The following is a 24,173-nucleotide window of genomic DNA, read 5'->3' on the forward strand; positions in this document are numbered from 1 at the left end:
GAAGGGTGCGGTGGGCCGACTCCCTGGCAGATCGATCCGCGCGGCGGTGGCTGCGCGGAATCGCCGGACGGCTCGACTCCGGCTGGCGGGCGCTGGCCGGAGACCCTTCGTTGTGGCGGGCGTTCGACCGCCACCTGACCGCGGTCGCCGACGCGGTGCGCTGCGAGGCGGACATGGTCGCCCGCCAGGAGCCGGTGTCGCGGCTCGTCCTGCTGGCCGGTCACGCCCACGACGTGTGGACCGAGGCCGCGGAGCTGGACTGGCAGCCACCGGCGGACCCCGGCGGCTGGACCGAGCGGGAGTGGACGGGGCTGCGCCTGCTGGCCTGCCTCCTGCTGGCGGCCGACGAGCCACGCGGCCCGAGGCTGCCCGCCGAGGCGGAGTTCGCCCGCACCCGGCCGGTCGAAACCGGTGAACAAGTGAACAATCGGCGCGAATACTTCCGCTGAATTCCGGGCGAAAGCCGCCGAACGGCACTGGTGAATCGTTGACGGGTTTGCCTACGATCGGCATTCCTTTTTTCCGGTCGGGGGCGATGCCGTTGGTGTTCTTCCGCATCCTGGGGCCGCTCGAGGTGGCGGTGGGGGGTCGTCCCGCGCCGCTGGGCGGCCCGAAACCGCGCCTGCTGCTGGCCGCGCTGCTGCTCCAGCCCGGCGTCGTGGTGTCCGCCGACGCGCTGACCGACGTGCTGTGGCCGGGGCGGGCGCCGCGGTCGGCGGCCGCGAACCTGCGCACCTACGTGCACGGCCTGCGGCGCGTGCTGGGTGACCGGATCGAGGGCCGCGCGGGCGGCTACCTGCTGCATGCGGCGCCGGAGGAGCTGGACGCGACGCTGGCCGAGCGGCTGGTGGCGCGGGCGCACACCGAGCGGACGCCGGAGCTGCTCGACCGGGCCGCGGCACTGTGGCGCGGTGAGGTGCTGGAAGACCTGCCGCACCACCACACCTGGTCGTCGGCCGTCGCGCGGCTGAGCGAGCTGCGTTTGTCAGTGCAGGAGGAGCGCCTGCGGTTCCACGTGGCGGCCGGGCGGCACGCCGACGCCATCGTCGAGTTGCGTGGCCTGCTGGCCGAGCAGCCGCTGCGCGAGGAGCTGTGGCGGCTGCTCGTCGTCGCGCTGGGTGCGAGCGGACGGCAGGGCGAGGCGCTGGCCGCCTACGCCGAGGCCGCGCGCGTGCTCCGGGCGGAGCTGGACGCGGAGCCGGGAGTGGGGTTGCGGCAGGCGGTGGCCGAACTGGACGCCCCGGCGCCGGTGTGCCAGCTGCCGCTGGACCTGCCGGACTTCACCGGGCGCGCGAGCCGGCTCGCGGACCTGACGGGCCTGCTCGACGGCGAGCATCCGGCGGTCGTGGTGCTGTCCGGCCCGCCCGGCGCGGGGAAGTCCGCGCTGGCCGTGCACGCCGCCCACACCGCGCGCGACCGCTACCCGGACGGCCAGCTGTACGTGGACCTGCGCGGCACCTCCGACTCCCCGCGACGGCCGCTGGAGGTGCTGGCCGAGCTACTGCACGCGCTCGGCGTGCCCGATCCGGGGATTCCGCGCGGGCTCGACGAACGGTCGGCGCTGCTGCGGTCGCGGCTGGCCGGGCGGCGGGTGTGCGTGGTGCTCGACGACGCGGGCAGCGCCGGGCAGGTGCGGCCGCTGCTTCCCGGCGCGGGCGCGTGCGCGGTGCTGGTCACCAGCCGCGCGCGGTTGCCGGATCTGACCGTGGCCCGGCACGTGGACGTCGGTGTGCTGACCGAGGCGGAGGCCGCCGAGCTGCTGGCCCGGATCGCCGGGGCCGGCCGGGTGGCGGCCGAACCCGAGGCGGCGGCCGCGATCGTCGAGGCGTGCGGACGGCTGCCGCTGGCGATTCGCATTGCCGGGGCACGGCTTTCGCACCGGCGCGAGTGGACACTTCGCACGCTCGCCGTCCGGTTGACGGACGAGCGGCGGCGCCTGGACGAGCTGCGCGTCGGCGATCTCGCGGTGCGCGCGAGCCTGGCGTTGAGCTACGACCAGCTGCCGGGCAGCTGCGCCCGGGCGTTCCGCGCGCTCGGCGCCTTCGGGCCGTTCCCCGGCTGGGTGGTCGGGGCGCTGCTCGGCCGGGAACACGCGGACGACGTGCTGGACGTGCTGGTCGACGCGCACCTGGTGGACCTGGTGGGCGAGCCGCCCCGGTACCGGCTGCACGACCTGGTCCGCTGCTACGCGCGGGAACTCGGCGAGCCGGACCCGGACGGCATCCGCCGCGTCGTCGAGGGGTACCTCTCGCTCGCCACCGACGCGACGGAGCGGATGCCGGTGCGCTTCTTCGGCGCGGCGCCGGAGCCGAGATCGGCGGACCTGTGGCGTCCGGACCGGGTCGGCGATCCGGTGGCGTGGTTCGCGGGCGAGCGACCGGTCCCTCTCGTCGAGCTGGCGGTGGAGCACGGCTTCGACGCGCTGGCGTGGCGGCTGGCGGCGGCGTTCACCCCGTACTTCGACCTGCGCGGGCACCACGAGGACTGGCGCCGCACGCACGAGCTGGCACTGGGCGCGGCCGAGCGCGCCGGCGATCCGCGCGGGCAGGCGGTGGTGCTGCGCAACCTCGGTCAGCTCGAGGTCTACCAGGACGACTACACCGCCGCGCGCGAGGCGTTCGAGCGGTCGCTGGCGTTGTTCCGCGGCATCGGCGACGACCAGGGCGCGGCGGTCGCGCTGGCCGGGCTGAGCACGATCCGGCGCGTGTCGGGCGAGTACGAAATGGCTCTCTCGCACTGCCACGACGCGCTGGCGTTGTTCACCCGCAGCGGCGACCGGCACGGCGAGGCCGTGGTCCGGATCGCGATCGGGTCGGTGTGGCTCGCGCGCGGCTGTCACGCGACCGCCGAGCGCTGGTTCACCGACGCGCGCGAGGCGTGCGTGGAGATCGGCGACCGGCACCGCGAGGCGCACGCGCGGCACCGGATGGCGTTGCTGCACCAGCAGCGCGGCAACCTCGGGCGGGCCCGCGAGGAACTGGACCGGGCGATCGCGATCTTCGGCGAGTTGGGCGACGACCACTGCGTCGGCTACGCGCACCAGAGCCTCGGCGAGCTGTGCTTGCGCAGCGGCGACCTCGCGCACGCGAAGCTGCTCCTGGTGAACTCGCTGTCGGTGCACCGGCGCGACGGCGACCGGCGGTCCGAGGCCGAAGCCGGGCAGCTGCTGGGCGAGGTGCACGAGCGGCTCGGGCAGGTCCGCGAGGCCCGCGGCCTGTTCCGGCGATCGCTGGAGATCTGGTCGGAGCTGGGCGCCGAAGAAGCGGCGGCCGCGCTGCGGGAACGGTTGAGTCACCACCCATTGACCATGATCGCCGGCGGGTCCATCCTGGTGCCCTCCGAGAGAGCCGGGAGAAAGCCATGAGCACCTTCGTCGTGGTCGGCGGCACCGGGCGGACCGGGCGCCGGATCGCGGAACGGCTCGCCGGCGGCGGTCACCGGGTCGTGGTCGCCAGCCGCGGAACGGAGCCCCCGCTGGACCTGACGGCGAAACCCGATCCGGCGATCTTCGCCGGCTCCGAGGGGGTCGTCATCGTCGCCGAACCGCCGAAAGAGCCGGAAGCGGCGGAGGCCGCGATGCACGGCGGTGTCGCGGCGATCGCGGAGATCGCGGCGCGCGAGGACATCCCGGTGGTGCTGGTGTCCCAGATCTACCTGACGCGGCCGGCCGAGCACCCGGAGATGAGCGCCCGCATCGAGGCCCGCGCGCGGGGTGAGCGGGCGCTGCGCGAGAGCGGCGTGCAGTACACGATCATCCGGCCGAGCTGGCTGCACGACGTGCCGTCCACCGGGGTGCGCGTCGAGCAGGGCGACACCGGCGAGGGCCGGGTCAGCCGGGACGCGGTGGCCGACGCCGTGGTCGCGGCGCTGTTCGACCCGGCGGCCTCGGGCAAGACGTTCGAGCTGTACGACGACGAGGACTCACCGCGCCCGGAGTGGCCGTCGGTGTTCGCCGCGCTGCACCCCGATCAGTGACGCACCTCCGGTAGCGGGTCCAGCACCTGCTTGCTGTGGTGCTGGTAGATGATCGACGTCCGGAAGGTGACCATCTCCCGGCGGCTGGTGAACCGTTCCAGCAGGAACGCGTGCAGGTGGTCGATGTCCTGCGCGGTGACGTGCACGAGGAAGTCGTCGCTGCCCGCGATCGTGAACACCGAGATGACCTCGGGCAGCTGCGCCAGCGAGCGTTCGAACGCGTCCACCACGTCCCGGGTGAGCGGCCGGATCTGCGCCGCGACGATCGCCTGCACGCCGCGGTTGAGCGCGTTCAGGTCGATGTCGGCGTGGTAGCCGCGGATCACGCCGCGCTTGCGCAGCAGGCGGATCCGTTCCAGGCAGGTCGACGGCGCGATGCCGACCTTGCGGGCGATGTCCCGGTTCGACTGCCGCGCATCCTCCTGCAGAAGCCGCACGATCGCCGAATCAAGTTCGTCCATGTTCGTAGCTCCGATGGTCGTGCCGAATATCGTTCGGCGGCGGCGCTTCGTGGTTGGGCATCAGCCTAGCTTTTCGCGCATGGAGCATGAAGAGGTGAAGGTCCGCCGCGGTCCCCGCTCGGGGCTGCCGGTCGTCGTCGCGATCCACTCCCGCGCCCTCGGCCCCGCGGCCGGGGGCATCCGGCTGCGCCGCTACCCGGACTGGCGCGACGGCCTGGCCGACGCGCTGCGCCTGTCCGAGGCGATGACGGCCAAGAACGCCGCCGCCGGGCTGGACTTCGGCGGCGGGAAGAGCGTGATCGCCGTGGAGCCGGGCGTGGAACTGACGCCGTCGCTGCGGGAGGCGGCGCTGCTGGACGTGGGTGAGCTGATCGAGTCGTTCGGGGGAACGTATTTCGGCGGTCCGGACGTCGGGACGGGGCCGGACGACATGGTGGTGGTGCGGCGCTCGACGTCGCGGGTGTTCTGCCTGCCGCCGGAGCACGGCGGGACGGGTTCGTCGAGCATCCCGACGGCGCTGGGGGTGTTCGCCGCGGTGCGGGCCGGGGCGCGGCACGTGTTCGGCAGTCCGGACCTGGCCGGCCGCACGGTGGTGATCAGCGGGCTGGGCTCGGTCGGCGCGCTGGTGGCCCGGCACGTGGCGTCGGCGGGGGCACGCGTGGTCGTGTCCGATGTGGACTCTTCGAAACGCGATTCGGGTTACGAGTGGGTGGATCCGGAGAAGGCGTTGCGGACACCGGCGGACATCGTGGTGCCGGCCGCGGTGGGTGGGGTGCTGTCGCCGGAGCTGGTGCCCGAGCTGGCCGCGCCGCTGGTCGTCGGGCCGGCGAACAACCAGCTCACGGCCGATGCGGTGGCGGACGAGCTGGCCGCGCGGGGAATCGTGTGGGTGCCGGACTTCATCGCCAGCGCGGGTGGCGCGGTCTACACGCTGCTGCGCGAGGTGGAAGGACTGGACGAGGCGGCGGCGAACGCCCGCGTGGAGGCGATCGGCGCCACGGTGTCCGCGGTGCTGGATGGCGCGCGGGACAACGGAACCACGCCGTTGCGGGAAGCGCGCCGGCTGGTCGAAGCGCGGTTGGCGAGTCAGCGCGCCTTCGAGTCGTAGGCTTCGCGGGCGTCGAGCAGTTCCTCCCAGTGCTCGCCGACCCAGGCGAATGCCACCTTCATCGGCTCGAGCATGCTGCGGCCCAGCGGCGTGAGCTCGTACTCGACGCCGGGTGGCGTGCCGGGCAGGCTGGTGCGACGGACGAGGCCGTGGCGTTCGAGGCCGCGCAGGGATTTGGTGAGGGCCTTCGGGGTGACGCGCCGCAGGGGCACGCGGAGTTCCGAGAAGCGCCGCGGCCCGTCCTCCAGGCAGGCGATCACCAGTGCCGCCCATTTGTCGCCGAAGCGGATCGGCGTCAGGCCCGAGGGGCAGAGCTCGTCGAACATGTCCGGCGGCAGGGGTTCGCGCATGCTTCCACGGTAGCCGGTATCCGGGTGGAAACCGGGGTGCTGGCTACCGTCGCCGCCATGAGCAGAATCGTGGTTTTCGGCGCCGGCGGGCGCGCGGGACAGCAGGCGGTCGCGGAGGCCGCGGGGCGTGGTCACGAGGTGACGGCGGTGGTCCGTGACCCCGCGAAGCACCAGGCAGTCGCGGGGGTCGAGCTGGTGGCGGGCGACGTGACGGACGCGTCGTCGGTGGCGGCGTTGGTGAAGGACCAGGACGCGGTGATCTCGACGGCCGCGGTGTACGGGGAGGGCACCGACCCGCACGGTTTCTTCACGTCGTCGGCACGCGCACTGGTCGAGGCGCAGCCCGCGCGGCTGATCGTGGCCGGCCTGTCCGCACTGGCGCCCGACGCGACCGGTCAGCGCACCATGGACGGCCCCGGTTTCCCACCCGAGTTCCGCCCGTTCTGCGAAGCACACGCCGCGGGGTTGGAGATACTGCGCGAAAGCACCCTGGACTGGCTGTACGCAAGCCCAGCGGGCGACTTCGACCACGAGGGCCCCCGCACGGGCGGCTACGTCGTGGCGGCGGCGGCTGACCTCACGAAGCGCGTGTCCTACGCGGACTTCGCGATAGCCCTGATCGACGAGGCGACGAAGCCCGCGCACCGAGGCCAGCACCTGCTGGTGACAACCCCCTGACAGGCGACGTGCCGCGGGTGTTCACCGACCGCTTGACGGCGCCGGTGACACCCGCCGGCCGGCGCCAGCCGAACCCACCGCCGCTGGGTGCGAGTGACGCTCCGGCGCCCACCACCATGCAACCAGCACCACTGGTCTAGGAGCTCCCCCACCCCCGACTCGCCCCAATCACCCGCAACCGACGCCCCCCCCAGGCAACCGTCACCCCCTACGCGACCGCGCCCACACACAAGACGGGCGCCCCACGCGCTCCAACGCCCGCGACCCATCACCACTCACCTGGAACCCACGCGGCACCACCCCCAAGCACCCGCCCCATCGCCCCACCCCACAAGCCCCCAGCGCCCCCCAACACTCAACCCACCGGGACTAGCCCGAAACCCACGCGGCAGTACCCGCACCACGGCCCCATCGCCATCCACCCGTGCGGCACCTCGGCCGGCACCCCGGCACCACCAGCCCCATCACCATCCACCCGAGCCACACCCCGGCCGGCACCACGAGCCCCATCGCCCCACCCCGGCGCCACCAGCCCCACCACCACCCGCCCGAGCCACACCCCGGGCGGTCCCACCCGAGCGGCACCACCCGACCACCCCATCATCACCATTCGCCCCAGCGGATCCCACGCGGCCCCAGCGGATCCGCACGCGGCATCCCTCGCCGGCCAGAATCTCCCGACCGCGGAGACCTCCCCCACGTGACACCGCCTGCAAGATCCGCCGGTCAGCGCCCGTTGATCCCCACCCGGCACCACACGCCCCAGATCTCCCAATGAGACCTCCCCCGCGCGGCACCGCGGCAAGATCCGCTGGTCAGCACCCTCGATCGCCCCCGATGCACACAGGTCACAGTATTTCCTGCTCAGCGCCTCTTGACCTCAAGTAATATGGAGGTTCGATGCTGAGGCGCATGGAACCTCTTGATGTTGCGGTGATCATCGGAAGCACCCGAGACGGCCGGTTCGGCCCGGTGGTGGCGAAGTGGTTCGCCGAGCAGGCGACCGGGCACGGCGAGTTCCGGGTCGACGTGATCGACCTGGCCGATGCGAATCTCCCGGCCGCCCTGTCCGGCCGGCCGACCCCCGAGGTGGCGGCGGTGAGCGAGCGCTTGGAGAAGGCGGACGCGTTCGTCGTGGTCACTCCGGAGTACAACCACAGCTACCCGGCATCGCTGAAGACGCTGCTGGACTGGCACGGCTGGCAGTGGCAGGCGAAGCCGGTGGCGTTCGTGTCGTACGGCGGGTTGTCCGGCGGCTTGCGCGCGGTGGAGCACCTGCGCCCGGTCTTCGCCGAGCTGCATGCGGTGACCATCCGGGAAACGGTGAGCTTCCACAGCGCCTGGAGCCAGTTCGACGACCGGGGTGAGCTGGTGAACCCCGACGGCCCGACGGCAGCGGCCAAGGCACTCCTCGACCAGCTGGCGTGGTGGGCCCACACCCTGCGCGACGCACGACGCACCCGCCCCTACGCGAGCTGACAACCTCACCATGAAGCCGTCGACGGGGGTGACTGGGGGTCGCCCCCGTCGACGCTCGCGGGAACCGTCGCAAGTGGACAGCTACCTCGCGGCCGCGCAACCGCCAGAGCATCAGCCAGCGTCGTTTCAGGCACCCACCAAAATGGGTTTGGTTCTGGCGCCGATCATCGACGCGGGATCGATCAGCCCAGCCGGAACCACGCACCGACGACCACCGCCAGTCCGGACCACCCACGCGCCGTCAGCGCCAGTCGCCTCACGCGGCGCCGACTGGGATCACCCGGCCTTCAGCGCCAGTTCGTCGAGCCCGGCGGCGAACGCCCCGGCGATCTCGTCGATCTCCGGGCGCTGGATGGTCAGCGGCGGCGACACAGCCAGCGCCTTGGCCAAGGTGCGGGTCAGCACGCCTCGCTGACGGATGAGCAGGCTGAGATCGGCCACGGCCGAAGGCAGGCGCTCGAACAGGTCCGGCTGCAGCTCGACGGCGGCCAGCAGACCGACGCCCGCCCGGACCTCGCGGACGAGAGGGTGCGCGGCCAGCGGCTGCAGTGCGGCGGCCAGCTCACCCTCGAGGAGCCGGCCCCGCTGAACCAGGTTGCCACGCTCGAGGATGTCGATGTTCGCCAGCGCCGCGGCACAGCACGCCGGGTGACCGGAGTAGGTGGCGCCGTGCCGCAGCGTGGTGCCGGACCGGCCCCAGAACGGCTCGGCGACCCGGCCGTGCACCACGACACCACCCAGCGGCAGATATCCACTGGTCACCCCCTTGGCGAAGGTGATCAGGTCGGGCTCCACGTCCCACCGTTCGACCCCGAACCACGTGCCGAGCCGGCCGAACCCGCAGATCACCGCGTCCGCGATGACCAGCACCCCGTACTCCCGGCACAGGTCCACCACGCCCTGCACGTAGCCCTCCGGCGGCGCGAGCACGCCGCCCGCGCCGATGACGGGCTCGAACAGGAACGCCGCCACTCGCTCCGGGCCGATCCGCCGGATCTCGTCGCGCAACGCGTCCACCGAGTCGTAGGCGACGCGCGACGAGGACGGCAGGATTTCGCCGAACCCGGTTCGGTTCGCCTCGATCCCGGCGACTCCGGTGCCGATGCCGTTGGTGCCGTGGTAGGAGTTCGTCCGGCTGATGACGTGCACGCGCTCGGGCTGCCCCTGCACCACGTGGTAGCGGCGCGCGATCTTGACGGCGCTGTCGATCGCCTCGCCACCGCCGGTGGTGAGGAAGACCTTGGCGTCCGGCATCGGCGCGAGCCCCGCGAGCCGCCCCGCGAGGGCGCGGGCCGGTTCGTTGGTGAAGTCGCCGAAGATCGAGTAGCCGGCGAGCTTGCGCATCTGCTCGGCGGCCGCCTCGGCGATCTCCGCCCGGCCGTGCCCCACGTTGGCGTACCAGAGGCTCGCTGTGGCATCCAGGTAGCGGTTGCCGGTCGTGTCGTAGACCCACACGTCCTCGCCGCGCTCGAGGACGAACTCGTCATCCCGGACGACCGCCATGTCCGAGAACGGATGCCACAGTGCTGTGTCCATGCCCCTCACGGTAGCGGGCGGACGACCTTGCCGGGGTTGAGAATTCCCAGCGGGTCGAACGCCTGCTTGACCGCTTGGTGGACGGACACGCCCACCTCGCCCAGCTCCCTCTCCAGCCAGTCCCGTTTCAGCATGCCCACGCCGTGCTCGCCGGTGATCGTGCCGCCCAGCCGGAGACCGAGCGCCATGATCGCGTCGAACGCGGCCTGCCCACGTCGCACCGAGTCGGGGTCCGCGGCGTCGAAGACCACGTTCGGGTGCATGTTGCCATCGCCCGCGTGCCCGCACGTCGGGATCAGCACGTCGTGCTCGCGGGAGATGGCGGTGACTCCTTCGAAGAACTCCGCCAGCCGTGAACGAGGCACGCACACGTCGTCGACGAGCCGGTCGCCGAGCTGCTCCATCGCGACCCCGGCCAGCCGTCGCGCCGCGATGAGCAGGTCCGCTTCGGCGCGGTCGCTCGCCACGAGCACTTCGGTCGCCCCGCAGGACCGCGCGACCTCCGCGAACGCCTCGAGGTCGTGCGGCGCCGCGGGCCCGCGATCGGACTGGGCGATCAACACGGCCTCGACGTCGTCCGGGAAACCCAGGTCCCGGTACGCCGCGACCGCGTCGATCGTGGGCTTGTCCATCAACTCGAGCACCGACGGACGCTGCCCGCTGCTCAGGTACTCCGTGACCGTCCGACACGCCGCCGGCGGCGCCGCGAAAAACGCGACCGCCGTCAACGGCGCCTCCGCCACCGGCCGCAGCGCCACGGTCACCTCGGTGATCACCCCGAGCGTTCCCTCCGAGCCGGTGAACAGCCGCACCAGGTCGTACCCGGCCACGCCCTTGGCGGTGCGGCGGCCAGTCCGCAACACCCGCCCGTCGGCGAGCACCACTTCCAGTTCACGGACGAAGTCGCTGGTGACGCCGTACTTCACGCAGCACAGCCCACCGGCGTTGGTGGCTACGTTGCCACCGATCGTCGACGACTCCCAGGAGCCGGGGTCGGGCGGGTAGAACAGGCCCTTGTCCTCGACCGCGTGGGACAGGACCGCGTTCACGACCCCCGGCTGCACAGTTGCCGTGTGGTTGATTTCGTCGATGTCCAGGATGCGGGTCATCCGCTCCAGCGAGAGCAGGATCGCCCCGTCGACCGCGTTCGCTCCACCTGACAGTCCCGTCCGGGCACCCTGTGGGACGACAGGGATCCGGTGCCGGGAAGCGACACGCAGAATTCTTACGACCTCTTCGGTCTCGGTCGGCCGCGCCAGTGCCACCGGCACGCCGGCGGTGCCGAAACCGGCTTGGTCGAATCGGTAACCGGACAGCACGTCCGGGTCGGTCGTGACGAAATCAGCCTCGAGCTCGGCGATGAGTCCCACGAACTCACCGTATCGGGCGAAGGTCGGCGAGAGAACCGGGTGATGCCCGGGCGCTCGCCCGTGTGCATCCGGGCATCACCCCCTTCTGGAGTGGTTTCAGGCGGTGATCTCCTTGCGGTTCTCACCACTCTCGATAGCGATCTTGCGCGGCTTGGCGGCTTCGGCGACCGGGATCCTCAACGTCAGCACCCCGGCCTCGTAGCTCGCCTTGATGTTGTCGGTGTCGAGCGTGTCGCCCAGGAAGAGCTGCCGGGAGAACACCCCGAGCGGCCGCTCGGCCACCTGCATCTCGACGTTGTCACCGGTGGCGGAGGGGCGCCGCTCCGCCTTGACGGTCAGTACGTTGCGTTCGACGTCCAGGTCGATCGCGTCCGGTTCCACACCGGGCAGGTCGAACACGACGACGAACTCGTCACCCGCGCGATAAGCGTCCATCGGCATCACCGCGGGGCGCGACCACGTTCCGGGCCCCTGGCCGAACACCTGCTGGGTCAGGCGGTCCAGTTCACGGAAGGGATCGGTGCGCATCAACATCTGGTCACACCTCCTCTGGTCTCCATCACCTGGGACGTTGACGTCGCACACCACAGTTATAGCGCGTCGTCGTTCCGTTGACAAGTCCTGATGTCATCGGCATGATGACATTGTGCCGCCCTACGAGAACATGCATGACGCGCTGGAACTGGTGGAGGGTGTACTCGGCGAAGCCACCGCCGGGGACGACCCGAGGAAGGTGCTCGCCGCGCTCGAGGTGCTGCGGGCTCTACGGGACGAGCTGACGGCCTGGGAACCGCAGCTCATCGAGGCCGCACGCGAGGCGGGGGTCAGCTGGGCGGAGCTGGCGCCGGCGCTCGGTGTGGCCAGCAGACAGGCGGCCGAGCGTCGCTACCTGCGGCTCCGGGATGCCGCGGGCAGCGCCAACACGGCCGACGAGCGAGTACAGGAGACCCGGGACCGCCGAGCGGAAGAGAAGGCGGTCACCCAGTGGGCGCGCGAGAACTCCGCCTCGTTGCGCCGGCTGGCCGGGCAGATCAGCGCGCTGAAGGGAGTGCCGGGAGTCGGCAAGGTGCGGCGAGCATTGGCCGAGGATGACGCCGCGGCACTGCTGAGGCCGTTGACGGGGGTGAGCCAATACCTCGACCACGCGTACCCCCAATTGGCGGTCGAGATCTCGGCCGTCAGCGAGCACATGGACCGGGTTCGTCGGGAGACCCAGGAGAGGAGGCAATCGTCCCGGGCGGGCAGTTCCTGACCCACGGCGAGAGGAGACGGACAGAACGGACTCAGGCCGACAAGGTGGGGTCGGCCGCGGAGCCCGGGAGGCCCGCCTGGCCGGAGAAGGTGGGCCGGGGTGCTTCGCCGCTGACCAGCGGTCCACTAGGTGGAGCCGAACGGGTCGCGCGTGAGTGGCGTGGGAGCCAAACCAGGTCGCGGTGGAGGAGCGAGCGAAACGGGCCGGCTTCGACGAGGCATTGGCCGCGGCGCGCACGGTGGGCCTGGACCACCAGTCGAACCGTGTGGGTGAGAGCCGAACGGATCGCGCTCTGGCGAGGCGCCTCGCTGCCCTGACGTGCAAGGCTCCTGCCCCCGGGGGGAGAGAGACGCGCGTGGCCCTGTGCCCTTGCCAGCCGACGTACGTGGCTCCTACAGGCCCTGCGCTCCGATGTTCGGGGCTCCTGCATCCCTGAGAGCTGCAGGTGGCGCGCGGCCTCGAATCGCAACCCCCAGAACGCAGCCTCCGCGGGGACCCATCACAGCGCGCACGAGAAGGTGGGATTACACCTTGGCTGGCTAGATCTCGCCCCGCTCAGGGCGGCTTCACCACAGCCTCAGGGCACGACCTCCGCTGGGGACTTCTCCGGGGCGGAGGCTTGCTCCGGGACCGAGATCTCGACCCGCGGAACCGCAGCTGCAGGCGCCTTGCCCGCCGAGGCGACAGCCTCATCGGGCTGGTCAGCATGTCCTCCAGTGGTGGGAGCCGTGTTTGCTGAGGCTGGGGTGGGGTCGGTGGTGGCTTGCGGCTCGGCTGATGTTGTGCGGATTTCGCTCAACGGTGAGGTCTTCGCCGGCCGTGGGCTCGCCTCGTTTCGGTGTGGCGTTGTCCCGTCCCGGCGTGCGGTCTCCGTCGGGTGTGGGGCTGTCTTCGCCTGCCGAGGGGTCGCCCCGTCTCGGTGTGACGCCTCCGTTGGGTGTGAGGTCGCCTCGGTCAGGAGTGGAGTTGCCTGGGTCAGGAGGGTGTTGACCGCGCGGAGGCGCTCGGCTGTGTCCTCGCGGAGCTTGTTCAGCTCAGTGACCTTCGCGGTGGCCTCGTCGGTGCGTCGGCGCGCTTCGGCGGTTGCTTCGGCCAGCAGTTTTTCGGCTTGAGCGCTGGCACGGGTGACCTTGTCCTCGGCGCGGGCGGTCGCCGCTGCGACCAGGGAACTCGCCCGGTCGGTGGCCTCCGCGACCATCGTGTCGGCGCGCCGCGTGGCGTCGGCCAGGAGGGAGTCGGCGCGGGTGGTCGCCTCGGCGAGCTTCGCGTCGGCGCGAGCGGTGGCCTCGGCGACGAGCGACTCGGCTCGGGACTGGGCGTCGGCGGTGAGCTTCTCCGCCTGCGCGGTGGCCTGGGTGACCAGCTCGTCGGCCTTCGCGCGGGCATCGGCCTCCTGCGTGGTGGCCTTGACCTGCAGGGCTTTGGCTTCCGCACGCGCCGACGACAGCGTCTGTTCGGCCTCCGCGCGGGCAGAGGCCAACGTCTCTTCGGCTTCGTTTCGGGCAGAGGTGAGCAGGTCGTCAGCGCGCGTGCGGGCCGAAGTCACCGTGGTCTCGGCTTCGGCGCGGGCAGAGGTCAGCAGGTCATCGGCGCGGGTGCGGGCCGAGGTCGTGGTGGCTTCGGCTTCGGCGCGGGCAGCACGGAGCAAGTCGTCAGCGCGGGTGCGGGCGGCGGTCAGCAGGAGATCGGCCTCCGCGCGGGCCGAGGTGAGCGCCTCCTCGGCCTGGGTGCGGGCGGCGGTCAGCGTTTCCTCGGCCTCCGCGCGAGCCGACGTCAGTGTCTCGTCCGCCTCGGCGCGGGCCGAGGTCAACGTCTCCTCCGCCTCGGCTCGGGCCGATGTAAGAGTTTCGTCCGATTCTGCGCGGGCCGACGTCAGCAGGCGGTCGGCTTCGGTGCGGGCGGACGTCAGCGTCTCGTCCGCCTCGGCTCGGGCGGAATGGAGCAGGTCATCGGCCTTGGCCTGGGCGGTTGAGACCAGTTCGTCGGCCTTCGCGCGGGCTTCGGCTTCGCGTTCGGCGATCACCCGCAGCGACGTGGCGCGGCGGACGGCCATCGCCTCTTCGAAATCCCTCTCGATGTCGGCGCGGCGGCGCGCGGCCTGCTCGTCGAGCTTGTGCCTGCTCTGCGCGGCCTGACGCGTCATCAGGTCCACCTCGGCCTGGGTGCGGCGCATCAAGTCGGCCTGTTCCTCGGCCATCTCCCGGCGCCGGGCGTCCACCTCGGCGATCAGGCGCTCGTGCCGTTCGCGCAGGCGACCGGCCGCCTGCTCAGCCGCGGCCCAGCTGCGCTCGGCCGCGAGCCGGGCCCGCTCGGTGACCTCGGCGGCCTCGTCCTCGGCCAGCTCCACCATCCGCAGCAACCGCTCGGTCAGCCCCTCCGCCTCGATCGGCGTCCGGCTGATCCGGTCGATCTTCGCGCGCAGGGCGTCGTTCTCCGAGCGCAGTTCCTCCATGTGCGCGGCGAGACGCTCGACGGCGGCCGCGGCCGCATCGCGATCGGCGATCACCATCCGCAGGTCAGCCTCGACGGCGCGGACGTACGCCTGCACCTGGCGAGCATCGTAACCACGCCACGAGCGGTCGAAATCCGTCCGCAGTGGCACCAGATCCTCGCGAGCGTCCACGGCCGTCATCCGCACCTCCCGAAGAGACTGTCCTGAATGGACAAAGCTGCTGAAAGCCTGCCACTGCCCAGCATCCTCTCATCCGTGCCCGCCGTCCACCCGCGGGGCCCGGCAAATCGAATTTCCCCTGTGACGTCTCCGGATCGCCTACTCCGGACCACCCGGAGGCCGGCATTCCGAACCGGATGGCGGCACTCGTGCCCGGCGGAACTCATGCACGGCAACGGACATTCGTTTCCGGTTCACCTGCACGTGGACACCTCCCGTTCGGGCCAGTGATCACCCTGCGCAATCGGCGGTTCGCGGGCCACCATTTCGCGGAGCCGGGGACGAACTTTCAACTCCCGATCGAGGCAACGTTGGGCACGGCTTCGGAGCCACGCAGCCGAGGGCGGGGGGTCACTCGGGGACGTCGGCGGTGGCAGCGCGGGCGGCCCCGGGCGGAATGGCCGCGGCCCCCGTGGCGCTGGGTAGCTCGGCTCGGGGGTCCCGCGTGCCGGGGGTATCGATTCCAGTGGGAAGGAGACAGCCGGTCATGCGATCGCGGGTCGTGGAGCGGCCAAGCGGCCACGCCGCCCGGTTCGCAGAGCGGACAGCCAACCTCGCCGCGCGGGGCGCGGAGCCGAGAGGCGGCCACGCCGCCCGGCGCGGAATGGGCAGTTGGTCCAGCAGTGCAGGTTGCGGGAGTGGGTGTTGGTGTTGCGGTGCGGGTCGCGCGAGCGGGTAGCTGGTCCAGCAATGCACGTCACGCGAGTGGGCGGTGCGGGCCACGGGAGTAAACAGTCACGCCGAGGGGCTGGCTCGACTCGCCAGGTCCGGGCTGTCCGCCGGCCGGCTCGAAGCATTCCGGCGCCTCCGGGCCGTGGTGGCTCGACCCGGAGGCTCGGCTGCCTCAACGCCTACTTGAGCCTTTCCGGACCGTGAAGCGTGGCTGGTACCGGCTGCTCGGCGGTTTCGCGGTGTTTGCCGCGCGGCACGATCAGCCCACACCGTAGCCTTGCCGGGTGACGGAGACCGAGGGGCAGGACAACGCGCGCACGATCGCCGGCCGTTACCGGCTGCAGCGTCACATCGGCGGGGGCGCGATGGGCGTCGTCTGGGAGGCGACCGATCAACTACTCGACCGAACCGTTGCGGTGAAACAACTCCTGCTACCGCCGCGGCTCACCCCGGAAGAGGCCGACCAGGCCCGCAAACGCTCCTTCCGCGAGGCCCGCCTGGCCGCCCGCCTCCAGCACCCCCACGCCATCACCGTGTTCGACGTGGCCGACGACGACGGCAAACCCGTCCTCGTCATGGAATACCTCCCCTCGCACAGCCTGGCCGAGGTCCTCGCCGAGCGGGGCAGCCTCCCGCCGGGCGAGGTGGCCCGCATCGGCGCCCACGCGGCCTCCGCGCTGGCCGCCGCCCACGCCGCCGGCATCGTCCACCGCGACGTCAAACCGGGAAACATCCTGCTCGGCGAGGACGGCACCGCGAAGATCACCGACTTCGGCATCTCCAAGGCCGCCGACGACGGCACCCTCACCGGCAGCGGCCGCTTCGCCGGCACGCCCGCCTTCCTCTCCCCCGAGGCCGCCCGCGGCGAGCAGCCCGGCCCGGAGTCCGACGTCTACTCCCTCGGCGCGACGCTCTACACCGCGGTCGAGGGCCGCATGCCCTACGGCGACACCGACAACCAGATGGCGCTGCTCTACGCGGCCGCCGCCGGCCGGATCGCCCCGCCGGAACAGGCCGGGCCGCTCACCGGCGTGCTCACCCGCATGCTCCAGGTCGACCCCAGCGCCCGCCCCACGATGGCCGAACTGGCCGCTGAGCTGGGCAAACTCGCCCTGATGACGGCCACCACGAAGGTGGATCCGGTCCCGCCGCGCAGACCGTCCAGACGAAGACTCGCCTACGCCGGCGCCGCGCTGGCCGTGGTCGCCGCCGTGGTCGTGGCACTCGTCGTCCTGCTCCCCTCCTCGACCGGGGACACCGCCGCGCCCGCCGACACGTCCTCGGCCGCGCCCTCCCCCTCGCCGAGCACCCCGGCCCCGCCGTCGACCAGCGTCACCACCGTCACCAAGACCGCGACCAGCAGCCCCGCCCCGCCAACAGCCTCACCGGTGCAGGCGGTCAGCGACTACTACGCCCTGATGCCGGGCAACACCGACGCCGGCTGGACGCGCCTCGGCCCGGCGCTGCAGGCCCAGGGCAAGGCGAGCTACGTCAGGTTCTGGTCCACCATCACCTCGGTCAGCATCGTCGGCGGACCACGCCAGATCGACGCCGACACCGTCGAGGTCACGGTCGACTTCGTGAAGGGCAGCTCGCACTCCCGCGAACGCCACCACCTGGGCATGGTCCAGCGCGACGGCACCTGGCTGATCAACACCGACACCCTCGTCCGGTAGAACGGAAGGCGTGGCCTACTCCGCGCTCTCCCACCTGGACTGCCCCCGCTGCCACCTGACCCACGACGCGGACCGCGTGCAGGGCCTCTGCTCCTGCGGCTCACCGCTGCTCGCCCGCTACGACCTGGCCGGCATCACGGTCACCAGGGACGAGATCGCCACCCGCGAGCCGAACCTCTGGCGCTACCACGAGGTCCTGCCGGTCCGGTCGGCCGCGCGCGTGGTCACCCTCGGCGAGGGCATGACGCCGCTGCTGCCGCTGCCTACTTACGGCGAGCAGGTCGGCGTGCCCGGGCTGCTGATGAAAGACGAGGGCCTGGTCCCGACCGGCTCGTTCAAGGCACGCGGCGCCGCGGTCGGCGTGTCGAAGGCCGCCGAGCTGGGCGTCACCGGCATCGCGATGCCCACCAACGGCAACGCCGGCGCCGCCTGGGCCCTGTACGCGGCGCGTGCCGGCCTGCGCAGCCTGATCGCGATGCCGGTCGACGCCCCGGCGATCACCAGGGCGGAGTGCCAGGTCAGCGGCGCCGAGCTGTACCTGGTCGACGGCCTGATCTCCGACGCGGGCAAGCTGATCCGCGAGGCCGTCGCCGAGCGCGGCGGCTACCAGGACGTCTCCACGCTCAAGGAGCCGTACCGCATCGAGGGCAAGAAGACGATGGGGTACGAGATCGCCGAGCAGCTCGGCTGGCGGGTGCCGGACGTGATCGTCTACCCGACCGGCGGCGGGGTCGGCATCATCGGCATCCACAAGGCCCTGCTGGAGATGCGTGAGCTGGGCTGGATCCCGGACGGCAAGCTGCCGCGGCTGGTCGCGGTCCAGGCCACCGGCTGCGCGCCGATCGTGGACGCGTTCGAGCGCGGCGCCACCGAGTCGGAGCCGGCCGTGGACGCGCACACGATCGCGTTCGGCATCACGGTGCCCAAGGCGCTGGGCGACTTCCTGGTGCTGGACGCGGTCTACTCCACCGGTGGCACCGCGATCGCCGTCAGCGACGAAGAACTGCTGGCCGAGCAGGGCAACCTCGCGCGCGCCGAAGGCGCCTTCGTCTGCCCCGAGGGCGCCGCCTGCTTCGCCGCGGTGCGGAAACTTCGCGGATCGGGCTGGCTCGCCGCGGACGACGAGGTCGTCGTCCTCAACACCGGCGCGGGCATCAAGTACCCGGAGACGGTCCAGGTGTCCGTGCCGGTGCTGGCCAAGGACGGCGCGATCTCGCCTCAGGGCAGGTAGTACATCGGGTTGGGCAGCTTGACCGGCCGCTCGGCGTGGCCGCCGTCGAGGTCGCTGTACTGGTCGCCGAGGTTGAGCACGATGGTCGCACCGGTCGACTCGATGTGCGCCCGCGTGCCGGACTTGTACTGCACCGTGGTGCAGGTCAGGCCACACGGCAGGTAATCCGGCGCGGTGGTCTCCGGCTTGAAGAACGCCGCGGCCGGCGCCGGGTAGCCCTCGTTGGCGAGGTTCTTCAGCGACGCCGGGCCCTGGTGCTCCTTGCGCCCGGTCAGGAAGTACACGTCCACCCCGTGCTGCGCCGCCCAGTTCGCCAGCTCGCGCGTGGGCCGGATCGCCGGGAACGCGCCGTCGTTGATGGCCTTCTCCTGCTTGACCGGGTCGAAGCCGAAGTCGTTGTCGGCCTCCCAGCCGTAGGTGACCTCGGAGGTGTCGTCGATGTCGAGCACGATCGCCGGATCGCGCACGCCCTGCTGCAGGCGGATCGCGAGGTACTGCTGGGCCCGCTCGACCTGGCGGCGGACGTCGGCGGCCCACTGGCTGTCGGCGGACTCGTGGTGTTTGCCCGCGGCGTCGACCTGGTCGCCGTAGTAGGCCTTGACGTCCAGCTTGACCTGGCCGAGGTTGTCCGGTTCGTGGGTGCCACCCGAGGTGGCGAGCGCGGTGGTGCCACCGGCGACGGTGGCGCCGATCGCGGCCGCGGCGGCCAATTTGACCAAACCGGACATTTTCTCACGCAACATGATCTCTCCCCGTGGACGACGAACGGGACGAGAACTTACTCCGGGATCCGCTCCGCGCGACAGAGGAAGAAGTGCGGTGTGCGGCCGATGCGGGTGAGCACCACGGTGGCGTCCTCGGCGCCCTTGAGCTTGAGCCGCTTGCGCAGCGCGTCCGGGTCGACGTCCAGGCCGCGGACCAGGATCTCCAGCCGTCCGACCTCGCGAGCGCGCAGCAGCGTCCGCAGGGATTTCTCCTGGTAGGGCCCGTGCTCGCGGACGCGGAACGCCCGCACGCCCGGCGGCGGCACGTCGCCGGTCAGGTAGGCGATGCGCTCGTCGAGCTGCCACAACCCGTGCCGGGCCGCGTAGTGCTTGACCAGGCCGGCCCGCACCACCGCGCCGTCCGGGTCGATGATCCACTCACCGGGCTCGGCCGCTCCGACGTCGGACGGGCCGCGGTCGGTGACCGTCCACTGTGTACCGTCCGAGCGCAGCACCGTGGCCCGTCGCGAGGCGGTGGCCAGACCCGCGCTCCACACGCAGGCCTCCCGCACCTGGCCGTCGAGCGACACCAGCTCGATCTCGCCCGCCCACGGCACCACCGCCGGGTCCAGGCCGGGCGCGCACTTCACCGCCAGGTCCCGGCCCGCGTAGACCTCCGCCAGCTCGTCGAGCGGCGGCGCGAAGTCGGACGGCCGCCAGGTCCGGCGGCCGGAGGAATCACGGCGGGCCGGGTCGGCGACGACCACCGCGTCCCGGCTCGCCGGCCGCAGGGCGTCGGCGCGAACCAGCGGCACGCCCGGGCAGTTGTGCCGCGCCATCGCCAGCCGCACCGGGTCCAGGTCGGAGCCGACGCAACAGCGCGCGACGCGGGCCAGCTCGGCCAGGTCGGCGCCGATCGAACAGGTCACGTCGTGCACATCGCGCCCGGCCAGCCGTTCGGCGCGGTGCCGGGCCACCGCCGGCACGCTCGCCTGCTGCAGCGCGTCACCGGTGTAGAGCCAGGACGGGTCGAGCTTGCCCTTGCGCCGCAGCAGCACGGTCTCCAGCACCGCCGCGAACCGCTCGCCCACCAGCTTGCGCACGGCCGCCACGTCCGCGACCCGGTCGGTCAGCGGCAGCGCGTCACAGGCGGCCAACGCACGCGCGCCTTCCTCCGAGCGGAGGAAGGCGACGTCGTCTAGGGTGAACGCGTAGGGCACTTACGGTTTGGTGCCGATGATCATCACGTTGTAGAACAGCTCGCGCGGCAGGACCTTGGACAGCACCTTCTTGTCCAGCGCGGACAGCCGCAGCCACAGGTGGTAGGCGAACATCCGCCACCGCACGGTCAGCTTCTCCTGCGGCACCGCCGCCTCGAACGTGCGGATCGGCCAGCCGGCCAGGGCCGCGCTGAACTCGTCGGTGACCGCGCGGACGTCGACCGCCCCGGCGCCCAGCGCCATGCGCTCCAGCTCCGACGGGTCGAAGGTGTGCAGGTCGACCACGGCCTCCAGCGCCGCCGCACGCGAGGACTCGTCCAGCTCCTCCTGCGGACGACGCCAGCCGCTCAGCGCCGGGACCTTGGTGACGTTGGTGGTCAGCCACCAGGTCAGCTGGCCCAGCTTGCGCGCGTAGAAGTTGCCGATCTTGGTCGGCTCACCGGCGAAGACGAACCGGCCGCCCGGCTTGAGCACCCGCAGCACCTCGCGCAGCGCGCCCGGCACGTCCGGGATGTGGTGCAGCACCGCGTGCCCGACCACCAGGTCGAAGCTGTCGTCCGGGTACGGGATGCGCTCGGCGTCGGCGACCCGGCCATCCACGTCCAGGCCCAGGTTGCGGGCGTTGCGCAGCGCGACCTGCACCATGCCCGGCGAGAGGTCGGTGACGAACCCCTTCTTGATCACGCCGCCCTGCATCAGGTTGAGCAGGAAGAACCCGGTGCCGCTGCCCAGCTCCATCGCGGTCGGATAGGGCTGGCCCTCCTCACCGGCGACGGCGTTGAACACGTCGGTGGCGTAGGAGATGCACCGCTCGTCGTAGGAGATCGACCACTTCTCGTCGTAGGTGCCGGCCTCCCAGTCGTGGTAGAGGATGTTGGCCAGCTTCGGATCCGAGAACGCCGCCTGGACCTCTTCCTCGGTCGCGTGCGGGTTCGGCGCGGGGTCCGTGGTCACGTCACTTCCCTTCGAAGGTGGCCTTGCCGGGGCCGTTCTCCACGAAGGAGGTCATACCCGCGGCCTGGTCCTCGGTCGCCCACAGCGCCGTGAACAGTTGCGTCTCCAGCTTCAGCGCGCTGGCCAGGTCCATGTCCAGACCGCCGTCGATCGCGGCCTTGGCCTGCGCGAGCGCGACCGCCGGGCCGCCCACGAACTGGCCGGCCCACTTCTGCGCGGCCGAGTAGACGTCGTCCGGCGCCACCAGCTGGTCCACGATGCCCAGCGACAGGGCCTCCTCGGCCTTGGCGAAGCGGCCGGTGAACACCAGGTCCTTGGCCTTGCTCGGGCCGATCAGCCGGGACAGCCGCTGAGTGCCACCCGCGCCGGGGATGATGCCGAGCAGGATCTCCGGCTGGCCGACCTTCACGTTGTCCCCGGCGATCCGGTAGTCCGCGCCCAGCGCCAGCTCGAGCCCGCCGCCCAGGGCGTACCCGGTGATCGCGGCCACGACCGGCTTCGGGATCGCGGCGACCGCGGCGACGGTGTTCTGCAGCTTGGCCCCGAAGGACCGCATCTCGACGTAGGAGCGGGTGACCATCTCCTTGACGTCGGCGCCGCCGCAGAACGTCTTCTCGCCGCCGTAGAGGATCACCGCGCGCACGTCGGACCGCTCGGCCGCCTCCTGCGCGGCCACCGCCAGCTCGGCCGTGACCTGGCCGTTGATCGCGTTGACCGGGGGCCGCTCCAGCCGGATCGTGCCGATCCCGCCGTCCACCTCGAGCCGTACGAACTCGCCCACGCTGGCATCCTCCTTGATCTTGCGGTGCCCCTACCGGCTAGTAGGGGTGACCTTACCGGCGACGCGCGAAGAAGCGGTCACCCGAGCGTTCGAGGAGCAGGTCCTGGTCGAACGTCTTGGACAGGTTCTCGGCGGTGAGCACGTCATCGATCAGGCCCGCGACCACGGCCCGGCCTTCCCGCAGCAGCAGCGCGTGGGTGAAGCCTGGCGGAATTTCCTCGACGTGGTGTGTGACGAGCACCATGGCCGGCGCGTCCGGGTCGAGTGCCAGCTCGGACAGCCGGGCCACCAGGTCCTCGCGGCCGCCCAGGTCGAGGCCCGCGGCGGGCTCGTCGAGCAGCAGCAGCTCCGGGTCGGTCATCAGGGACCGGGCGATGAGGGTGCGCTTGCGCTCGCCCTCGGACAGGGTGCCGTACTCGCGGTCGGCCAGGTGCCGGATGCCCAGCGCGCCCAGCAGCTCCTCGGCGCGGCCGGTGTCCATCGTGTCGTACTGCTCGCGCCAGCGGCCGATCACCGCGTAGCCGGCGCTGACCACGACGTCGACGACCTTCTCGTCCCCGGGCACGCGCGCGGCGATCGCCGCGGAGGTGAAGCCGATGCGCGGGCGCAGGTCGAAGATGTTGGTGCGGCCGATCTGCTCGCCCAGCAGGTGGACCGATCCGGTGGTGGGGTGCAGCTCGGCGGCCGCGAGCCGGAGCAGGGTGGTCTTGCCGGCGCCGTTGGGACCCAGCACCACCCAGCGCTCGTCCAGCTCCACCGTCCAGTCGAGGCCGGCCAGGAGGTCGTTGCGCCCGCGGCGGACCCCCACCCCGGCCATCCGCACCACGAGATCGTCAAGGTCGTTCGGCTCGCTCACGGGCCCATTGTGGCCGCCGGGCGCCACCGGAGTCCCGCCGCCCCCGTACCACTAAGTGAGACGTCACAGCGGGTAGCCGGATCTCGTGGCACGATGCGCTTCGTGAGCACCTCCCGGTACCCGCGGCGCCGCTTCTGGCGCAACCGTGCCGTGGACCTGGTGCTGGTCGCGTCGTGCGGGTGTAGCCCGACGCGGCACGGTCGCTGAGCCGTGTCGCGTCCTGCCGCGCCCCCGTAACCGCGACCACTCCTGGGAGTTTTCGTGACCTCCGTTCTGCGTTCTTCCGAGATCCACCCCCGGCTGATCGGCACCGCGCTCGAGGAGCTGCTGCACCCCGAGCGGCTGCTGTGGACGCCGACCCAGCTCGCCGGCCTGACCCGCACCGTCACGCTCGAACTGGGCGCGGCGATCGGCGAGTTCCTGCACTTCGACGCCGACCAGCGGTGGTGGGCCCGGCTCGCCCTGACCGAAGGCATCGAGCTGTGGGTGCTGACCTGGCTGCCCGGGCAGGGCACCAAGCCGCACGACCACGGCGGCGCGGCCGGCTCGTTCACCGTGCTGCGCGGCGAGCTGTCCGAGGAGTACCGCTACCCGGGCGGCCCGATCCGGCAGCGCACGCACGTCGCGGGCGACGGAATCGGATTCGGTGCCGGGCGGGCGCACCAGGTGACCGGCGCGGGCTCGGCGCCGTCGGCGAGCATCCACGCGTACTCACCGCCGCTGGTGCCGACCCGCGAATACGCCAGCCTGGCCGACGTGCCCGCCGAGATCCCGCCGCTGCCCGGCATAGTCGCCTGATGGACATCGAGCAGATGCTGGCCTCGGCCCGGTCCGCGCTGGACCGGGCCGAGCCGGCCGACGCGTGGCGGCTGCAGGCCGAGGGCGCGCTGATCGTGGACATCCGGCCGATCGCCTACCGCGAGGCCGAGGGCGAGATCCCGGGCGCGGTGCCGGTGGAGCGGATCCACCTGGAGTGGCGGCTCGCCCCGGCCAGCGACCACCGGCTGCCCGGGGTGCACGCGGACCTGCCGGTGGTCGTGGTCTGCAACGAGGGGTACGCGTCCAGCCTGGCGGCCGCCGACCTGCGCCGGCTCGGGCTGACCCGCGCGACGGATCTCGTGGGCGGGTTCCGGGCCTGGCGCGCCGCGGGGCTGCCGGTGCAGCCGGGCGGCACGCCGGCGGTGCCCTGAGCCGACCTC

22 protein-coding genes are annotated in these 24,173 nt (G+C 72.0%); 11 read left to right on the top strand and 11 right to left on the bottom strand.

Translation table 11 applies throughout. From position 1 onward, the window contains the following. Positions 1 to 5 precede the first annotated feature (5 nt). The 3 genes from IE290_RS31650 to IE290_RS31660 all read left to right on the top strand — a co-directional run bounded on the left by IE290_RS31650 (position 6) and on the right by IE290_RS31660 (position 3,975). Complete coding sequence (locus tag IE290_RS31650) at positions 6 to 449, top strand: DUF6401 family natural product biosynthesis protein (protein ID WP_191248393.1); 444 nt, start codon at positions 6 to 8, stop codon at positions 447 to 449. A gap of 86 nt (positions 450 to 535) precedes the next feature. Next, positions 536 to 3,364: an AfsR/SARP family transcriptional regulator gene (locus tag IE290_RS31655; protein WP_191248394.1), complete on the top strand. Its 2,829-nt coding sequence runs from the start codon at positions 536 to 538 to the stop codon at positions 3,362 to 3,364. Then, the gene (locus IE290_RS31660; protein ID WP_191248395.1) at positions 3,361 to 3,975 is read left to right on the top strand and encodes an SDR family oxidoreductase; all 615 of its coding nucleotides are present in this window, start codon (positions 3,361 to 3,363) and stop codon (positions 3,973 to 3,975) included. The genes IE290_RS31655 and IE290_RS31660 overlap by 4 nt, the downstream gene beginning before the upstream one ends. Here IE290_RS31660 and IE290_RS31665 read toward each other — a convergent pair. Beyond that, complete coding sequence (locus IE290_RS31665; RefSeq protein WP_191248396.1) at positions 3,969 to 4,436, bottom strand: Lrp/AsnC family transcriptional regulator; 468 nt, start codon at positions 4,434 to 4,436, stop codon at positions 3,969 to 3,971. The two genes, IE290_RS31660 and IE290_RS31665, sit on opposite strands and share 7 nt — an antisense overlap. 79 nt (positions 4,437 to 4,515) lie before the next feature. Here IE290_RS31665 and IE290_RS31670 point away from each other — a divergent pair, with 79 nt between their 5' ends. Then, positions 4,516 to 5,544, top strand: a complete 1,029-nt coding sequence (locus tag IE290_RS31670; RefSeq protein ID WP_229874837.1) for a Glu/Leu/Phe/Val dehydrogenase family protein — start codon at positions 4,516 to 4,518, stop codon at positions 5,542 to 5,544. On the opposite strand, the gene IE290_RS31675 is transcribed toward IE290_RS31670, so the two are convergent. Next, positions 5,523 to 5,894: a winged helix-turn-helix transcriptional regulator gene (locus IE290_RS31675; RefSeq protein ID WP_191248397.1), complete on the bottom strand. Its 372-nt coding sequence runs from the start codon at positions 5,892 to 5,894 to the stop codon at positions 5,523 to 5,525. The two genes, IE290_RS31670 and IE290_RS31675, sit on opposite strands and share 22 nt — an antisense overlap. A 57-nt stretch (positions 5,895 to 5,951) precedes the next feature. Between IE290_RS31675 and IE290_RS31680 the strand changes: the two genes are divergently transcribed. Continuing rightward, the gene (locus IE290_RS31680) at positions 5,952 to 6,572 is read left to right on the top strand and encodes an NAD(P)-dependent oxidoreductase (RefSeq protein WP_191248398.1); all 621 of its coding nucleotides are present in this window, start codon (positions 5,952 to 5,954) and stop codon (positions 6,570 to 6,572) included. A gap of 912 nt (positions 6,573 to 7,484) precedes the next feature. Next, positions 7,485 to 8,051, top strand: coding sequence for an NADPH-dependent FMN reductase (locus IE290_RS31685; RefSeq protein ID WP_191248399.1), 567 nt, complete (start codon positions 7,485 to 7,487; stop codon positions 8,049 to 8,051). Positions 8,052 to 8,327: 276 nt separating this feature from the next. Here the strand turns inward: IE290_RS31685 and IE290_RS31690 are convergent, their stop codons facing one another. From IE290_RS31690 to IE290_RS31700, 3 genes are all read right to left on the bottom strand, one after another. After that, positions 8,328 to 9,587 (bottom strand): aminotransferase family protein, encoded by a 1,260-nt coding sequence (locus tag IE290_RS31690; RefSeq protein WP_191248400.1) that lies wholly within the window; start codon positions 9,585 to 9,587, stop codon positions 8,328 to 8,330. 5 nt (positions 9,588 to 9,592) lie between these two features. Continuing rightward, positions 9,593 to 10,957, bottom strand: coding sequence for an FAD-binding oxidoreductase (locus IE290_RS31695; protein ID WP_191248401.1), 1,365 nt, complete (start codon positions 10,955 to 10,957; stop codon positions 9,593 to 9,595). Between the two features lie 96 nt (positions 10,958 to 11,053). Continuing rightward, on the bottom strand, positions 11,054 to 11,491 hold the full coding sequence (locus IE290_RS31700; RefSeq protein WP_191248402.1) for an Hsp20/alpha crystallin family protein: 438 nt from the start codon (positions 11,489 to 11,491) through the stop codon (positions 11,054 to 11,056). Between the two features lie 112 nt (positions 11,492 to 11,603). On the opposite strand from IE290_RS31700, the gene IE290_RS31705 reads away from it, so the two are divergent. Further along, positions 11,604 to 12,209 carry a hypothetical protein gene (locus IE290_RS31705; protein WP_191248403.1) on the top strand — a complete coding sequence of 202 codons (606 nt, stop codon included), beginning with the start codon at positions 11,604 to 11,606 and terminating at the stop codon, positions 12,207 to 12,209. A 577-nt stretch (positions 12,210 to 12,786) separates the two neighbouring features. Here the strand turns inward: IE290_RS31705 and IE290_RS31710 are convergent. Continuing rightward, entirely contained in the window at positions 12,787 to 14,841 is a 2,055-nt protein-coding gene (locus IE290_RS31710) for a polarized growth protein Scy-related protein (protein WP_191248404.1), read from the bottom strand. Positions 14,842 to 15,836: 995 nt separating this feature from the next. On the opposite strand from IE290_RS31710, the gene IE290_RS31715 reads away from it, so the two are divergent. Beyond that, on the top strand, positions 15,837 to 17,228 hold the full coding sequence (locus IE290_RS31715; protein WP_191248405.1) for a serine/threonine-protein kinase: 1,392 nt from the start codon (positions 15,837 to 15,839) through the stop codon (positions 17,226 to 17,228). A 10-nt stretch (positions 17,229 to 17,238) separates the two neighbouring features. Continuing rightward, complete coding sequence (locus IE290_RS31720; RefSeq protein WP_191248406.1) at positions 17,239 to 18,459, top strand: threonine synthase; 1,221 nt, start codon at positions 17,239 to 17,241, stop codon at positions 18,457 to 18,459. On the opposite strand, the gene IE290_RS31725 is transcribed toward IE290_RS31720, so the two are convergent. Genes IE290_RS31725 through IE290_RS31745 form a run of 5 tightly spaced genes read right to left on the bottom strand, consistent with a single transcriptional unit; the run spans position 18,447 to position 22,935 of the window. Further along, a complete protein-coding gene (locus IE290_RS31725) occupies positions 18,447 to 19,187 on the bottom strand; it encodes an HAD family acid phosphatase (RefSeq protein WP_191248535.1) in 741 nt (246 codons plus the stop codon). The two genes, IE290_RS31720 and IE290_RS31725, sit on opposite strands and share 13 nt — an antisense overlap. Positions 19,188 to 19,237: 50 nt before the next feature. Next, entirely contained in the window at positions 19,238 to 20,383 is a 1,146-nt protein-coding gene (locus IE290_RS31730) for a THUMP-like domain-containing protein (RefSeq protein WP_191248407.1), read from the bottom strand. Beyond that, a complete protein-coding gene (locus tag IE290_RS31735) occupies positions 20,384 to 21,337 on the bottom strand; it encodes a class I SAM-dependent methyltransferase (protein ID WP_191248408.1) in 954 nt (317 codons plus the stop codon). Between the two features lies 1 nt (position 21,338). After that, complete coding sequence (locus IE290_RS31740; RefSeq protein ID WP_191248409.1) at positions 21,339 to 22,118, bottom strand: enoyl-CoA hydratase/isomerase family protein; 780 nt, start codon at positions 22,116 to 22,118, stop codon at positions 21,339 to 21,341. Positions 22,119 to 22,170: 52 nt separating this feature from the next. Beyond that, on the bottom strand, positions 22,171 to 22,935 hold the full coding sequence (locus tag IE290_RS31745; RefSeq protein ID WP_191248536.1) for an ABC transporter ATP-binding protein: 765 nt from the start codon (positions 22,933 to 22,935) through the stop codon (positions 22,171 to 22,173). Between the two features lie 300 nt (positions 22,936 to 23,235). On the opposite strand from IE290_RS31745, the gene IE290_RS31750 reads away from it, so the two are divergent. Both IE290_RS31750 and IE290_RS31755 read left to right on the top strand, forming a co-directional pair. Further along, positions 23,236 to 23,772 carry a cysteine dioxygenase gene (locus IE290_RS31750; protein ID WP_191248410.1) on the top strand — a complete coding sequence of 179 codons (537 nt, stop codon included), beginning with the start codon at positions 23,236 to 23,238 and terminating at the stop codon, positions 23,770 to 23,772. After that, positions 23,772 to 24,164, top strand: a complete 393-nt coding sequence (locus IE290_RS31755) for a rhodanese-like domain-containing protein (RefSeq protein ID WP_373300585.1) — start codon at positions 23,772 to 23,774, stop codon at positions 24,162 to 24,164. The genes IE290_RS31750 and IE290_RS31755 overlap by 1 nt, the downstream gene beginning before the upstream one ends. The last annotated feature ends 9 nt before the right edge of the window (positions 24,165 to 24,173 follow it).

This window comes from Amycolatopsis deserti, from assembly GCF_014653945.1.
GTDB classification, from domain to species: Bacteria; Actinomycetota; Actinomycetes; order Mycobacteriales; family Pseudonocardiaceae; genus Amycolatopsis_E; species Amycolatopsis_E deserti.

What these genes read in the sequence shown, in the direction of transcription:
- IE290_RS31685 (WP_191248399.1), top strand. Translation starts at nt 7,485, where the DNA reads ATGGAACCTCTTGATGTTGCGGTGATCATCGGAAGCACCCGAGACGGC.
- IE290_RS31660 (WP_191248395.1), top strand. Translation starts at nt 3,361, where the DNA reads ATGAGCACCTTCGTCGTGGTCGGCGGCACCGGGCGGACCGGGCGCCGG.
- IE290_RS31655 (WP_191248394.1), top strand. Translation starts at nt 536, where the DNA reads ATGCCGTTGGTGTTCTTCCGCATCCTGGGGCCGCTCGAGGTGGCGGTG.
- IE290_RS31670 (WP_229874837.1), top strand. Translation starts at nt 4,516, where the DNA reads ATGGAGCATGAAGAGGTGAAGGTCCGCCGCGGTCCCCGCTCGGGGCTG.
- IE290_RS31680 (WP_191248398.1), top strand. Translation starts at nt 5,952, where the DNA reads ATGAGCAGAATCGTGGTTTTCGGCGCCGGCGGGCGCGCGGGACAGCAG.
- IE290_RS31755 (WP_373300585.1), top strand. Translation starts at nt 23,772, where the DNA reads ATGGACATCGAGCAGATGCTGGCCTCGGCCCGGTCCGCGCTGGACCGG.
- IE290_RS31675 (WP_191248397.1), bottom strand. Translation starts at nt 5,894, where the DNA reads ATGCGCGAACCCCTGCCGCCGGACATGTTCGACGAGCTCTGCCCCTCG.
- IE290_RS31710 (WP_191248404.1), bottom strand. Translation starts at nt 14,841, where the DNA reads ATGACGGCCGTGGACGCTCGCGAGGATCTGGTGCCACTGCGGACGGAT.
- IE290_RS31665 (WP_191248396.1), bottom strand. Translation starts at nt 4,436, where the DNA reads ATGGACGAACTTGATTCGGCGATCGTGCGGCTTCTGCAGGAGGATGCG.
- IE290_RS31700 (WP_191248402.1), bottom strand. Translation starts at nt 11,491, where the DNA reads ATGTTGATGCGCACCGATCCCTTCCGTGAACTGGACCGCCTGACCCAG.
- IE290_RS31745 (WP_191248536.1), bottom strand. Translation starts at nt 22,935, where the DNA reads ATGGCCGGGGTGGGGGTCCGCCGCGGGCGCAACGACCTCCTGGCCGGC.
- IE290_RS31690 (WP_191248400.1), bottom strand. Translation starts at nt 9,587, where the DNA reads ATGGACACAGCACTGTGGCATCCGTTCTCGGACATGGCGGTCGTCCGG.
- IE290_RS31725 (WP_191248535.1), bottom strand. Translation starts at nt 19,187, where the DNA reads ATGTCCGGTTTGGTCAAATTGGCCGCCGCGGCCGCGATCGGCGCCACC.